12 protein-coding genes are annotated in these 13751 nt (G+C 73.2%); 3 read left to right on the top strand and 9 right to left on the bottom strand.

The window, feature by feature from the left end; genetic code table 11:
* The 4 genes from AB0L95_RS28975 to AB0L95_RS28990 all read right to left on the bottom strand — a co-directional run.
* The coding region (locus AB0L95_RS28975) for a biotin/lipoyl-containing protein (protein ID WP_365166353.1) at nucleotides 1-714 on the bottom strand (714 nt) is incomplete at its 3' end.
* A gap of 60 nt (nucleotides 715-774) precedes the next feature.
* The gene (gene lpdA, locus AB0L95_RS28980; RefSeq protein WP_365166356.1) at nucleotides 775-2163 is read right to left on the bottom strand and encodes a dihydrolipoyl dehydrogenase; all 1389 of its coding nucleotides are present in this window, start codon (nucleotides 2161-2163) and stop codon (nucleotides 775-777) included.
* A gap of 416 nt (nucleotides 2164-2579) precedes the next feature.
* Nucleotides 2580-4109, bottom strand: coding sequence for a leucyl aminopeptidase (locus AB0L95_RS28985; protein ID WP_365166357.1), 1530 nt, complete (start codon nucleotides 4107-4109; stop codon nucleotides 2580-2582).
* A 292-nt stretch (nucleotides 4110-4401) separates the two neighbouring features.
* Complete coding sequence (locus AB0L95_RS28990; protein ID WP_365166359.1) at nucleotides 4402-5184, bottom strand: adenosylcobinamide-GDP ribazoletransferase; 783 nt, start codon at nucleotides 5182-5184, stop codon at nucleotides 4402-4404.
* Between the two features lie 89 nt (nucleotides 5185-5273).
* Here AB0L95_RS28990 and AB0L95_RS28995 point away from each other — a divergent pair, with 89 nt between their 5' ends.
* Nucleotides 5274-6035, top strand: coding sequence for a hypothetical protein (locus AB0L95_RS28995; RefSeq protein ID WP_365166361.1), 762 nt, complete (start codon nucleotides 5274-5276; stop codon nucleotides 6033-6035).
* Here AB0L95_RS28995 and AB0L95_RS29000 read toward each other — a convergent pair.
* The 3 genes from AB0L95_RS29000 to cobT form a co-directional block, all read right to left on the bottom strand.
* Nucleotides 5975-6676, bottom strand: a complete 702-nt coding sequence (locus AB0L95_RS29000) for a hypothetical protein (RefSeq protein ID WP_365166551.1) — start codon at nucleotides 6674-6676, stop codon at nucleotides 5975-5977. The two genes, AB0L95_RS28995 and AB0L95_RS29000, sit on opposite strands and share 61 nt — an antisense overlap.
* Before the next feature lie 44 nt (nucleotides 6677-6720).
* The gene (locus tag AB0L95_RS29005) at nucleotides 6721-8493 is read right to left on the bottom strand and encodes a phosphatidylglycerol lysyltransferase domain-containing protein (protein ID WP_365166553.1); all 1773 of its coding nucleotides are present in this window, start codon (nucleotides 8491-8493) and stop codon (nucleotides 6721-6723) included.
* A 184-nt stretch (nucleotides 8494-8677) separates the two neighbouring features.
* Nucleotides 8678-9745 (bottom strand): nicotinate-nucleotide--dimethylbenzimidazole phosphoribosyltransferase, encoded by a 1068-nt coding sequence (cobT, locus tag AB0L95_RS29010; RefSeq protein WP_365166363.1) that lies wholly within the window; start codon nucleotides 9743-9745, stop codon nucleotides 8678-8680.
* Nucleotides 9746-9957: 212 nt separating this feature from the next.
* Here cobT and AB0L95_RS29015 point away from each other — a divergent pair, with 212 nt between their 5' ends.
* A complete protein-coding gene (locus AB0L95_RS29015) occupies nucleotides 9958-11022 on the top strand; it encodes a class I SAM-dependent methyltransferase (RefSeq protein ID WP_365166366.1) in 1065 nt (354 codons plus the stop codon).
* On the opposite strand, the gene AB0L95_RS29020 is transcribed toward AB0L95_RS29015, so the two are convergent.
* Nucleotides 11011-12210 (bottom strand): bifunctional adenosylcobinamide kinase/adenosylcobinamide-phosphate guanylyltransferase, encoded by a 1200-nt coding sequence (locus AB0L95_RS29020; RefSeq protein ID WP_365166368.1) that lies wholly within the window; start codon nucleotides 12208-12210, stop codon nucleotides 11011-11013. The genes AB0L95_RS29015 and AB0L95_RS29020 overlap by 12 nt on opposite strands.
* Before the next feature lie 113 nt (nucleotides 12211-12323).
* Between AB0L95_RS29020 and AB0L95_RS29025 the strand changes: the two genes are divergently transcribed.
* On the top strand, nucleotides 12324-12536 hold the full coding sequence (locus AB0L95_RS29025; RefSeq protein WP_365166370.1) for a hypothetical protein: 213 nt from the start codon (nucleotides 12324-12326) through the stop codon (nucleotides 12534-12536).
* A 115-nt stretch (nucleotides 12537-12651) separates the two neighbouring features.
* On the opposite strand, the gene AB0L95_RS29030 is transcribed toward AB0L95_RS29025, so the two are convergent.
* Complete coding sequence (locus AB0L95_RS29030; RefSeq protein ID WP_365166372.1) at nucleotides 12652-13716, bottom strand: trypsin-like peptidase domain-containing protein; 1065 nt, start codon at nucleotides 13714-13716, stop codon at nucleotides 12652-12654.
* Between the last annotated feature and the right edge of the window lie 35 nt (nucleotides 13717-13751).

Raw genomic sequence — 13751 nt, forward strand, 5'->3', positions numbered from 1 at the left:
CGGGGCCGGGGGCGCGACCGGAGCCGCGGGGGCGGCGGGGGCCGGGGCGGCCGCCGGAGCCGGGGCGGCCGGGGCCGGAGCGGCGGCGGGCGCGGCGCCCGGCTGGCCGATGACGGCGAGCTTGGCGCCGACCTCGGCGGTCTCGTCCTCGCCGACCACGATCTCCAGGAGCACGCCGGAGGCGGGCGCGGGGATCTCGGTGTCGACCTTGTCGGTGGAGACCTCGAGCAGCGGCTCGTCGGCGTCGACGGAGTCGCCGACCGCCTTCAGCCAGCGGGTGACGGTGCCCTCGGTGACCGACTCACCGAGCGCGGGCAGGACCACGTCCGTGCCCTGGGCGCCACCGGCCGGAGCGGCGGGCGCGGCGGCCGGAGCCGGAGCGACCGGGGCCTCGGCGACCGGGGCCGGGGCGGGCGCGGCGGCCGGGGCGGCGGCCTCGGCGGCGGCCGGGGCCGGAGCCGCGGCGGGGGCGCCCGTGCCGTCGTCGATGACGGCCAGCTCGGCGCCGACCTCGACGGTCTCGTCCTCGGCGACCTTGATGGAGGTCAGGACGCCCGAGGCGGGGGCGGGGATCTCGGTGTCGACCTTGTCGGTGGAGACCTCGAGCAGCGGCTCGTCGGCCTCGACGCGTTCGCCCTCGGCCTTCAGCCAGCGGGTGACGGTGCCCTCGGTGACGCTCTCACCGAGCGCCGGAAGGGTTACGGAAACCGGCATGGTTTCGGTTGCTCCTTACGAAGTGCGGAAGTCTGTGTCGTCGCGTTCGTCGACCGAGGGTCAGTCGTGCATGTGGAGAGGCTTGCCGGCCAGGGCCAGGTGGGCCTCGCCGAGCGCCTCGTTCTGCGTCGGGTGGGCGTGGATCAGCTGGGCCACCTCGGACGGCAGGGCCTCCCAGTTGTAGATCAGCTGGGCCTCGCCCACCTGCTCGCCCATGCGGTCGCCGACCATGTGGACGCCGACCACGGCACCGTCCTTGACCTGGACGAGCTTGATCTCGCCCGCGGTCTTCAGGATCCGGCTCTTGCCGTTGCCGCCGAGGGGGAACTTGATGGAGACGACCTTGTCCGCGCCGTACATCTCCTTGGCCTTGGCCTCGGTGATGCCCACGGAGGCGACCTCCGGGTGGCAGTAGGTGACCCGGGGCACGCCGTCGTAGTCGATCGGGACGACCTTCAGGCCGGCCAGGCGCTCCGCCACCAGGATGCCCTCGGCGAAACCGACGTGCGCGAGCTGGAGCGTGGGGACCAGGTCGCCGACGGCGGAGATGGTCGGGACGTTGGTGCGCATGTACTCGTCGACGAGGACGTAGCCGCGGTCCATGGCGACGCCGGCCTCCTCGTAGCCGAGGTTCTGGGAGACCGGGCCGCGGCCGACGGCGACGAGGAGGAGCTCGGCCTCGAACTCCTTGCCGTCGGCGAGGGTGACCTTGACACCGTCCTGGGTGTACTCGGCCTTCTGGAAGAAGGTGCCCAGGTTGAACTTGATGCCGCGCTTGCGGAAGGCGCGCTCGAGAAGCTTGGAGGAGTTCTCGTCCTCGACCGGGACGAGGTGCTTCAGGCCCTCGATGACGGTGACGTCGGCACCGAAGGACTTCCAGGCGGAGGCGAACTCGACACCGATGACGCCGCCGCCGAGGATGATCGCGGACTTCGGCACGCGGTCCAGGACGAGGGCGTGGTCCGAGGAGATGATGCGGTTGCCGTCGATCTGGAGGCCGGGCAGCGACTTCGGCACGGAACCGGTCGCCAGGAGGACGTGGCGGCCCTGGATCCGCTGACCGTTCACATCGACGGAGGTGGGGGAGGACAGCCGGCCCTCGCCCTCGATGTAGGTCACCTTGCGGGAGGCGATCAGGCCCTGCAGGCCCTTGTACAGGCCCGAGATGACCTCGTCCTTGTACTTGTGGACGGCCGGGACGTCGATGCCCTCGAAGCTGGTCTTGACACCGAACTGCTCGCTCTCGCGGGCCTGGTCGGCGATCTCGCCCGCGTGAAGCAGAGCCTTGGTGGGGATGCAACCCTTGTGCAGGCAGGTGCCGCCGACCTTGTCCTTCTCGATCAGGGCGACGTCCAGACCCAGCTGCGCCCCGCGCAGGGCCGCGGCGTAACCACCGCTACCACCGCCGAGGATCACTAGGTCGAAAACGGTGCTGGCGTCGTTCGCCACGTCACGTCCTCCATGCATGTGCGCCGTGCGCCGGTCTCCGATGACCGGCAGGCGGCTGGTGTCCGGCCGCTTGTTGCTTCGGCCCTTCGGTGGGGGCCCTGTCCTGCCGAGACCCCATCTTTGCACTTGTCGGCGGCGGAGGAGACGCCGGGCCGCCGTCTAGGACGTCTGATCCATCACGTCGGGAGGTCGTGGCCGCCCCGCCCGTACGGATTTCGTCGAGGGCGTAACGCCCTTGCGGCCGGAGGGTGGTCCGAGGGGGTCGTGGACGAGGCACGGGAGCGGCGGTGCCGGGTGCCGGGTGCGGGGCGGCGGGGTGCCCCCGGTGTGCGCCGACGAGGGCGGCCCCGGATGCCATGGCATCCGGGGCCGCCCTCGTGTGGTGCGCCGGGTGGCGCCTCGGGTACGCGCAGACGTCAGCCGAGGTCGCCCGCGGCGGTCAGCTCCGCGAGCCGCACCAGGGTGCGGACCGCCGAACCGGTGCCGCCCTTGGGGGTGTAGCCGAAGGCGGCCTGCTCGTTGAAGGCCGGGCCGGCGATGTCGAGGTGGGCCCAGGTGATGCCCTCGCCGACGAACTCCTTCAGGAACAGACCGGCGACCAGGCCGCCGCCCATCCGCTCGCCCATGTTGGCGATGTCGGCCGTCGGCGAGTCCATGCCCTTGCGCAGGTGCTCGGGCAGCGGCATCGGCCAGGACTCCTCGCCGACCTCCTCGGCTGCCTCGTGGATCGCGCCGCGGAACGCGTCGTCGTTCGCCATGATCCCGAAGGTGCGGCTGCCGAGCGCCAGCATCATCGCGCCGGTCAGGGTCGCGACGTCCACGATCGCGTCCGGGTTCTCCTCCGAGGCCGCCCACAGCGCGTCGGCGAGCACCAGACGGCCCTCGGCGTCCGTGTTGAGGACCTCGACGGTCTTGCCGCTGTACATGCGCAGCACATCGCCCGGGCGGGTGGCCGAACCGGACGGCATGTTCTCGGCCAGGGCGAGCCAGGCGGTCACGTTGATCTCAAGGCCCAGCCGGGCGGCGGCCACGACCGCGGCGAAGACCGCCGCCGCGCCGCTCATGTCGCACTTCATGGTCTCGTTGTGGCCGGCCGGCTTGAGCGAGATGCCGCCCGAGTCGTAGGTGATGCCCTTGCCGACCAGCGCCAGGTGCTTGCTCGCCTCGGGGTGCGTGTACGACACCTTCACCAGGCGGGGTCCGGCGGCCGAGCCCGCGCCGACGCCGAGGATGCCGCCGTAGCCGCCCTTGGCCAGCGCCTTCTCGTCGAGCACCTGCACCTTGAGGCCGTGCTCCTTGCCCGCGGTCTGCGCGATGGCCGCGAAGGCCGCCGGGTTCAGGTCGTTGGGCGGCATGTTGATCAGGTCGCGGGCGCGGTTGAGCTCCTCGGTGACCGCGACGGCGCGCTCGACGGCCGCCTTGAAGGCCTTGTCGCGGGGCTTGCCGCCGAGCAGGACGACCTCGGCGAGGGGAGCCTTGCCGTTCTTGGCGTTCTTGGAGTTCTTGCCGTTCTCCTTGTACGTGTCGAAGGAGTACGCGCCGAGCAGGGCGCCCTCGGCGACGACGCCGGCGTCGGCGGCGTCCGCGAGCGGCAGCGCGTAGACGGCCTTCTTGGAACCGGCGAGCGCACGGGCTGCGGCGCCGGCGGCCCGGCGCAGCGACTCGGCGGCGTAGGGCTCGTCCTTGTCAGGGGCGGCACCGAGGCCCACGGCCACGACGACGGGAGCCTTGAAGCCGGAGGGTGCGGGCAGCTTTGTCACCTCGCCCTCGGCACCCGAAGCGCCCAGGGTCTCCAGGACGACGGCGAGCCTGCCGTCGTACGCCTGGTCCACGGCCTCGGCGCCCGGTGCGACGACCGGGCCCTCGGCGCCCTTCGCGACACCGACCACGATCGCGTCGGCGCGCAGGCCGGCCGCCGCAGCGGTGCTGAGAGTGAGAGCAGTCACGGTGGTGAAATCTCGCTTCCGATTGAGTTTCGGTGGCCGAACAGGATGGGGTCGACCGGCCCGGGACCCGACCCTAGATTGCTCCGATCGTTCGGTCTTCACCTGGGCAGGGAAACACCCGGCATGAGCCTACGCTCGGTGGCCGACTCGCTGAGTCCGGTGGGTGTTCACCTCTTCGTGGTGCCCCGGCCGTCTCCGGCCCACCTGTCCCGGTGACCCGGGTCACATCCGAGGGTGCGGCGAGCGGCCCGGCCCGCCGAGGCCACGGGCGGCGGGCACGGCCCGCGGGCGGTCAGCCCAGGGACAGCACGACGAGCGCGGTCGTCGCGGCCGTTTCCGCGAGAGCGCCGAAGACATCACCCGTCACCCCGCCGAACCGCCGGACGCAGTGGCGCAGCAGCAGTTCCGCGGCGGCCACCGCGAGCACCACCGAGGCCGCCGCGCGGACGGCGCCGTAGGGACCGGACAGTGCGCCACCGCCCGCCGCCGCCGCGGTCACGGCGAGTCCTACGACGAGGGCGCCGCTCACCGGGACCACCCCCGCGACCGCGGCCCCCAGTCCTTCGGGCCGCGCGGCCGGCACCCCCGCGCGCGCGGCCAGGGTGAGAACGAACCGTGCGGTGGCCGCCGAGACGACGGCGGCCAGCAGACCCCGCGTCCAGGAGGCGTCGTAGGCCTGCGCGAGGGCCGCCACCTGGGCCAGCAGCACAAGGACCAGAGTGATCACGCCGAACGGTCCGATGTCCGACTGCTTCATGATCCGCAGCGCGTCCTCGGCGGGCTTCCCGCTGCCGAGTCCGTCGGCGGTGTCGGCGAGCCCGTCCAGGTGCAGGCCCCGGGTCAGCACGGCCGGTACGGCGGCGGCGGCGACGGCGGCCGTCAGCGGGCCCGAGCCCAGCAGGAGCAGGGCCGCGCCGAGCAGCCCGGCGAGGACTCCGACCACCACTCCGGCGAGCGGCGCGCACAGCATGCCGCCGCGTGCGGCCCGCCGGTCCCAGCGGGTCACCCTGACCGGCAGGACGGTGAGGGTGCCGAAGGCGAAGCGGAGGCCGTGCAGATGCGGGGTCCTGGACACGGGCGAAGGCTACGTGAGCGGCGTGGCCGTCCTTCCGCGGGGCGGCCGTGGGCAGGCGGTCCGGGGTCGCCGCGGGCACACTTTTGCCCATGGGCCACTGGCTGGAGCGCAACATCGTCGAGCCGGGCAAGCTCCCGCTGCTGCTCGCGCTGGCCTCGTTCGTGCTGACGTTCGCGGTCACCCGGGTCGTCACCCGTCTCATCCGCGCGGGCAAGGGCCCGTTCGGCAATGTGAGCGCCGGGGGCGTGCACATCCATCACGTCGTCCCCGGTGTCGTCCTCGTCCTGACGGGCGGCTTCGGCGCGCTCGCCAGCCGCCACGGTCCGGGCTCGGGCGTGTGCGCGGTCCTCTTCGGCGTCGGGGCGGGGCTGGTCCTGGACGAGTTCGCCCTGATCCTGCATCTCGCCGACGTCTACTGGACGGAGGAGGGCCGCAAGAGCGTCGAGGTCGTCGTGGTCACGGCGGCCCTGGTCGGCCTGGTCCTCGCGGGCTTCGCGCCGTTCGGCGTCAACGACGTCTCCACGGAGGAGCTGCACGACCGCGCCGCCGCCGCTGTGAGCGTCGCCGCGAACTTCCTCTTCTCGCTGTTCGCCCTGAGCAAGGGCAAGGCGCGCACCGCGCTCTTCGGGGTGATCGTCCCGCTGGTCGCCGTGATCGGCGCCGTACGGCTGGCCCGCCCCGGCTCCCCGTGGGCCAGACGGTTCTACCGCCGCCGGCCGCGCGCCCGGGCCAGGGCGGGCCTGCGCGCCTACCGCCACGACCGCCGCTGGGCGGTCCCCAGCCGCAGACTTCAGGACTGGATCGGCGGCAGGCCCGACTCACAGGACACCCGGGTGCCCCAGCGCCAGTAGCGGCCCAGCGCCGACATTCCACACAGCACCAGCACCGCGGCGATCGCGGCGATGTGCTCCTTGCCCGCGAGGTTCTGCTTGACCAGGAGTTCGCCGACCATCGCCGCGATCACCACCCCTCCGGTGAAGTAGGCCTGGTAGCGCCAGCACAGGAACAGGGCCAGCCCGATCACCGCCGCCGACGGGCCGGTGTCGACGACCTGCGCGTCCGTAGCGGGCAGCCCCAGCGGATGGTGCGCCCCCAACTGGATCCCCACGCGCGCGTAGAGCGTGCCGGCCAGGGTGGCGACGTACGCGATGCCGAGCGTGCGCCACCAGCCGAGACAGATCTCGGCGATGCCGAACACGAACAGGAGTTGCAGCAGCGCCCCCCACACCGGCAGGTCGAGCGCCGGTACGAAGAGGGAGAGCGGGGTGCGCAGCAGGGCCGGCGAGAGCGGCTCCTCGGCCCGTACGGACCCGATGTGCTGCACGAACCCGAAGCCCCACGACTTGTTCTGCACGAACTGCAGGACCGACGTCAGGGACACGGCCGTCAGCGTCATCGGGATCGCCCGCCGGCTCCCTCGCGCGAGGTCCTGACGCACGGTGACGTACAGCAGTTCCCATTCGGCGCGGGCCAGGCGGGCGAGCGCGTTCATCCAGTGTTCCTCATCGTCCACCGTTCCTCATCGTCCGGCGCATCTCATCGGTGCGACTCCAGGTGCTTGCGGTGCAGCCACTTCGGCAGTCCCGGAGCCTCCAGGAACCCCTCGGCGCGCGCCGAGGCGACGCCGATGCGCAGCAGGTCCGCGCTCTTCTCGAAGAGCAGGAACCGGGGCTCCCAGATGGGCCGGTACTTCGCGTTGGCCCGGTACAGCGACTCGATCTGCCACCAGCGCGAGAAGAAGCTGAGCAGCGAACGCCACAGCCTGAGCACCGGTCCGGCACCGAGGCGCGCACCACGTTCGAAGACGGAACGGAACATGGCGAAGTTGAGTGAAACCTGGGTGATCTCGATCTCCCGGGCGCGGCGCAGGAGTTCGATGACCATGAACTCCATCAGCCCGTTGTCCGAGTCGCGGTCACGTCGCATCAGATCGAGCGAGAGCCCGTGCGGTCCCCACGGCACGAAGGACAAGAGCGCCCGCAGCCGGCCCTCGGCGTCCACGCACTCCAGCATCACGCACTGCCCGTCCTGCGGGTCGCCGAGCCGCCCCAGCGCCATGCTGAACCCGCGCTCGGTGGCCCCGTCCCGCCAGTCGTCGGCCTTCTCCAGCAGCTGCGCCAGCTCGCCCTCGGGGATGTCCTCGTGGCGCCGGATGCGCACCGTGTACCCGGCGCGCCGCACCCGGTTGTGGGCCTGGCGGACGGTGCGCATGGCCCGCCCCTCAAGGGTGAACTCGCTTATCTCCACGATGGCTTCGTCGCCGAGTTCGAGCGCGTCCATCCCGTGCCGCGCGTACACGGTGCCGGCCTCCTCGCTCGCGCCCATCACGGCCGGGATCCAGCCGTGCGCCCGGGCCTCGGCGAGCCAGGGCTCGATGGCGCCGGGCCAGGCCTCGGGGTCGCCGAGCGGGTCGCCGGAGGCGAGCGAGACACCGCCGACGACCCGATAGGCGACCGCGGCCTTGCCCGTGGGCGACCAGATCACGCTCTTCTCCCGGCGCAGTGCGAAGTACCCGAGCGAGTCCCGCTCGCCGTGCCGGGCGAGCAGCGTCCGCAGCCGCTTCTCGTCGTCCTCGGTGAGGGGGTCGACGGCGCGCCGGGAGCGGAAGGCGGCGTACAGCACCGCGAGCACCAGCAGTGTGCTGAACACGTTGATGGCGACGTTGACCCAGTTCGGCGTGGAGATGCCGGGGTAGTGCGACTCGTCGGCGGCGACCGAGACCAGTCGCAGGGTGCCGTAGCGCCAACGGTCCAGGAAGGTCGAGCGATGCGGGTCGTGCGCGGTGTTGGTGACGGTCACCAGGAGTGCCGCGAGCAGCGAGGAGGCGAGCAGGCCGCCGACGGCGACCACGGCGGCGAGCCGCGGGTTGGAGCGGTCGCCCTTGGCGTAGAACTCGCGCCGCCCGACGAGGAGGGCACCGACGAAGCCCGCGGTGAGCACCAGGGAGACCCAGTTCTGCGCGTACTGCCGGATCTCCGGGAAGCTCATGGCGAAGGCGAACAGCAGCAGGAACGGCCCGCTGAGCGCGAGGTTGAGGATCCACGCGGCCCGTTTGCGCCGCCGCATGGTGACGGCGAGGAACATCGTGAAGACGCCCGAGGCGAAGCCCGCCGTCAGCAGGTACGGGGTGAAGAGGTTCTCCTGGTTGTGCCGCCGTACGTCCTGCCCCAGCGAGACCCACGCGGCGGAGAGGAAGTTGATGAAGGTGACGGCGCGCAGGTACCAGACGGCGCCCGCGGCGGCCCGCCGGGCGGCCCGACCGGACGGCCGCGTCTGGCCTCCCGGCCGAACCGTGCGCTCCTGTTCCATGGTGAAACGGGCATCTCCCATGAAGGGCGATGATATGGGGCGTCCGGGGGTGTGCGGGGGAGCGATGCAAGAAGGAATCGAGCCGAATCGATCACACGTCACATACGGTCGTTCGCAAAGTGCCTGACCGAGCGTCAACTCCGGTTGCCCGAGCGGACGTCGCCCGGGCCGCAGCCGTCCTCGGCTACGCGTCGTCCTCGGCCTTCGCGGGCGCCAGAGGAAGCTCCGCCGCCAGCGCGGCCGCGGCCTGGACCAGCGGCAGCGCCAGCAGGGCCCCGGCCCCCTCGCCGACGGTCACCCCGTGGTCGAGGAGCGGCTCCAGTGCCATCCGGTCCAGCGCCTTGGCCTGCGCGGGCTCCCCGCTGTTCTGCCCGGCCAGCCACCAGTCCGGCGCGCGGAACGCGATCCGCTGGCCGACCAGCGCGCACGCCGCCGACACGACCCCGTCCAGGATCACCGGAGTCTTGCGCACCGCGCACTGCAACAGGAAGCCCGTCATCGCAGCCAGATCGGCCCCGCCGACCGTGGCGAGCAGCTGCAACTGGTCGCCCAGCACCGGCCGGGCCCGCCGCAGCGCGTCCCGTACGGCCGCGCACTTGCGCATCCACGCCAGGTCGTCGATCGCGAGACCCCCGCGCCCGGTCACCACGGACGCGTCCGTGCCGCACAGCGCGGCGATCAGCACGGCCGCCGGCGTGGTCCCGCCGACGCTCACATCGCCGAGCACCACCAGGTCGGTCCCGGCGTCGGCCTCCTCGTTCGCGACCGCGACCCCCGCCCGGAACGCCGCCTCCGCCTCTTCGGGCGTCAGCGCGTCCTCGACGTCGATCCGTCCGCTGCCGCGCCGCACCCGGTGCCGTACGACGTCCCCGGGCAGTTCGTCCGGATCGCAGTCGAGGGCCATGTCGACCACGCGTACGGGCACGTTGAGCTGTCGCGCCAGGATCGACGCCGGGCTCGCGCCCTCCAGCACCGCCCGCACCAGCCGGTCCGCGCTGCCCGCCGGTCGCGCGGAGACCTCCAGCGAGGCGATGCCGTGGTCGCCCGCGAACAGCACCACGCGTGGGCGCTCGATCGGCCGCACCGGCACGGCGGACTGCGCGGCCGCCAGCCACTCACCCAGGTCGTCCAGGCGGCCCAGTGCCCCGGGCGGCACGATCTGACGCTCCCTGCGCGCCTCGGCGTCGCGGCGCACCCCGCCGTCGGGGCGCTCGATCAGATCGGTGAAGTCGTCGAGATTAAGCGAGCTCATTCGCCGAACAGTACCGGCCCTGATCGAACGTCGAGGCGCCACGTCGACGGCACGTCATTGCACCCCTGAGCGGTGTCCCGTACATACCTTTTGGGCATGTATGGTCGCGCACCCCGTGCTCACGGCCGTACCTCCCTGTCGCCGCGGTCGTCCGACGTCCCGCCCACCCCCAGCCGCCACGTCCGCCACCCCCGTCGCCACAGGAGCCGCCCATGCGCCGTACCCCACGGACGGCCGCCGCGCGCCGCGCCGAGCGCCGCGGCGACGCCGCCCCGGACACCGTCCGGCCGCAGCACCCGCGCCGCGAGGACTGCCCGTGGTGCGGCTCCACGCGGCTGCGCACCCGGGTCCGGGCCAGACCGAGCGCCCCGGACCCGGTGCGGCCGGACGCCGCCGGTGTCGACGAGTGCCGCGACTGCGCCCATGTCTTCCGCAACCCCCGCCCCGCCGAGGAGAGCGCCCGCCACGACCACGACGCCCCCGACGGCCGCCCGGGACCCGACCGGCTCACCGAACGCCTCCTCGGCGCCCGCACGAGCGCCCGTCGCCACCGGGCCGCGGCCCGCGCCCTCGGGCCCCACCAGGAGCCGGAGAGCTGGCTCGACGTCGGCACCGGGCGCGGCCACTTCCCCGAAGCGGCCAAGGAGATCCACCCGTACACCTCCTTCGACGGACTGGACCCCACCCGGCGTGTCCATCAGGCGGGGGCCGCGGGCCGGATCGAGGAGGCTCACCGCGGCCACCTCACCGACCCGGCGGTCCTCGCGCGTCTGCGCTCCCGTTACGACGTCCTGAGCATGGTCCACCATCTGGAGCGCACCCCCGACCCGCGCGCGGAACTGCGCGCCGCCCTGACCGTGCTGCGCCCCGGCGGTCATCTGCTCATCGAGGCCGCCGACCCCGGCTGCGCGTTCGGCCGGCTGCTGGGCAGGCGGTGGATCGCCTACGGGAGCCCGCACCACCTCCACCTCGTGCCGCCGGCCAACCTGCTGGCCGAACTCAAGGCCCTGGGCTGCGCGATCGTCGCCACGGACCACCGCGAGCCGCATCTGCCGTACGACCTGGCGGGCGCTCTCGCCCTGACCCTGGCCCGTGCCCTGCCGGCACCCGACGCCCCGGGGCGCACGGCGCCCCTGCGCACGGTCCTGGCCGGGGCCACCGCCCCCCTCGCGGCCACGGCCACGGCGGCGGACCACGCGCTGGCACCGCTGCTGCGACGCACCCGCTTCGCCAACGCCTACCGGGTCATCGCGCGCACGCCCCCGTCATCCGCGTAGCGTCAGCGCCTGCCCGGCCACCACCAGCAGCACATGCTCGCACTGCGCCGCGAACGCCGCGTTCAGACGGCCGAGTTCGTCGCGGTAGCGGCGCCCCGACGCCGTCGCCGGGACGATCCCGGAGCCCACCTCGTTCGAGACGGCGACGACCGTCCGGCGGGTCTCCCGCACCGCCGCCGCCAGTTCCTCCACCCGTGTCCGCAGGGCCCGTTCGCCGCCGCTCGCCCACTCCGCGTCGTCCCATGCGTCCACCGCGTCCATCGCGTCGGTCAGCCACAGCGACAGACAGTCGATCAGCAGCGGCGGCCCCTCCTCCTTCAACAGCGGTACGAGGTCACAGGTCTCCGTGGTGTGCCAGGACCCGGGCCGTCGCTCCCGGTGCGCGGCCACCCGCGCCGCCCACTCCGTGTCCCCGCTCCGCGTGCCGCCCGTCGCGACGTACAGCACGTCCGGGAAAGCCTCCAGCCGCCGCTCGGCCTCCACCGACTTGCCCGAGCGCGCCCCGCCCAGCACCAGCGTGCGCCGCGGCACGTCCGGCACCTCGTCGTACGCGCCCACGGCCAGCGTCGTCCCGTCCGGCACCGCCCGCGCCCCCGCGGCCGCGAGCCGCCGCCGCAACTCGGCGCCCGGCGGCACCTCGTGGTCGAGGTGCACGGCGATGACATCGGTGGCCGGCCCGAGCGCCCCCACCGCCCGCAGCCTCGCGACCGCGTCCGGCCGCCCCACCACATCGGCGACCACCATGTCGTACGGCTCCACCGGCACCCCAAGGCCCGCGGGCGCCCCGCCCGGCGGCAGATACAGCAGCCGCGTCCCGTCCGGGCCGGTCACCGCGTAGCCCGTGCCCGGCGCGTCCATCGCCAGGGCCCGCACCCGGTGCCCGGTCAGCAGCGCCAGCTCCCGCCTGTCCGGCACCCGCGCGGGCTGCGGCAGGCCCGCCGGGACCTCCACCGGGGGACCCTCGTGCGGGTGGGTGAGAAGCACCTGGCGCACCCCGGCCAGCGAGTGCCCGGCGCGCGCCGCCGCGAACGCCGCACCCGGCGTCAGATCCAGCAGCAGCGTGCCGTCCACCAGCAGCGAGGTCGCCGCGCGCGCCTCGGGGCCCAGCGCACGCGCGCAGGCCGCACAGGGACAGTCGGGGCGGGGAAGTCCCGCGGGGGCACCGGTGCCGAGCAGAGTCAGTTCCACGGACCTGATTTTCCCGGGTCGCCGCAGGTCTTGCGCGTCCGGCTAGGCTCGGAACAGTGGCCGGACCAAGATCCGGCCGATGCTCTGCATGTGCTCACATCTGGGAGGCGTACATGGCGGCATGGACGTGGCGGTTCGAGAAGGCCGACGGGGCGGAGGTCCAGCCCGCGGTCGTGCCCGAGGAGTTCACCACGCAGGGGGACGCCGAGTCCTGGGTCGGGGAGCACTGGAGGGACCTGCTCGACGGCGGCGCCGACCAGGTGCGGCTGTACGAGGACTCGACGGAGATCTACGGGCCCATGAGCCTGCGCGCCGACGAGTCGTAGCCGTAGAGGCACACCCGCACACCCGCACACGCGCACACGCGCTCACGTGTGAGGGGGGTGGGCGAGGGACGTACCGGTCCTCGCCCGCCCCGCCCCCTCGTCCGCTCCCGCCCGGCTACTGCTCGCCCAGGGTGACGTCGACCGTCCGCCGGCTGCCGTTGCGGGTGTAGGTGACGGTCGTCCGCTGTCCCGGCTTGTCGTCGGCGAGCGCCTCGGCGAGCGAGGTGATCGTGGTGATGTCCTGGCCGGCCAGCCTGGTGATGACGTCTCCGGCCCGCAGGCCCGCCCGGTCGGCCGCGCCGCCCCGCACGACCTCGACCACCGCGACCCCGGCCGGCTGGTAGGTGCCGTTCACCACCGTGCGGCCGGTGATGCCGAGCGCGGCCCGTCCCGAGTCGGTGACCCGGCCGCTCTTGATGATCTGGTCGGCGATCGTCTTCACCAGGGACGCCGGGATGGCGAACCCGATGCCGGGCGCCGCGCCGTTGCCGAGTTCCGGGTCGACGGCGGCGAGCGTGGGGATGCCGATGACCTGGCCGTTCAGATCGACGAGCGCGCCCCCGCTGTTGCCGGGGTTGATGTCCGCCGAGGTCTGCACCATGTTCGCGATGGTGGCGCCCGTACCGCCCTCGCTGTTCCCCTCGCTGACGGTCCGCCCGGTCGCCGAGACGATCCCCTCGGTCACGCTCGACGACAGCCCGAGCGGCGAGCCCATGGCGAGGACGATCTGCCCCACCTCGACCTTGGCCGAGTCGCCGAAGACGGCCGGCCGCAGACCCTGCGGCGTCCGGTCCAGCCGGATGACGGCGAGGTCCTGCTGCGGGTACGAGAAGACGAGGCTCGCGGTGAGCACCTCCTGGCTGTTGGCGGTGGTCACCCTGAACTTCCTGCCGCTGCCGACCACATGCGCGTTGGTGACGATGTGGCCCCTGCCGTCGTAGACCACTCCGGACCCGAGGGCCTCACCGGTCTGGATCTGCACCACCGACGGCAGCACGTTCTTGATGACTCGCTGGTAGTCGCTCTGCAGATCGTTGGCCGTCGTGGGGGAGGGGGCCTGGGTGCTGGTCGGGCTCTTGGCCCGGGCCGGCTGCCCGGAGCCGGTACATCCGGGCAGAACCAGACACCACAGGAGAAACGGAACGCACCGCCGAACGGTACGGGCACGGGTAGCGTCCATGCCCCGAGTCTCTCCTCGGGAGGGCCTCCCGGCGC

The sequence above is a fragment of the Streptomyces sp. NPDC052036 genome (assembly GCF_040680495.1).
GTDB lineage: Bacteria > Actinomycetota > Actinomycetes > Streptomycetales > Streptomycetaceae > Streptomyces.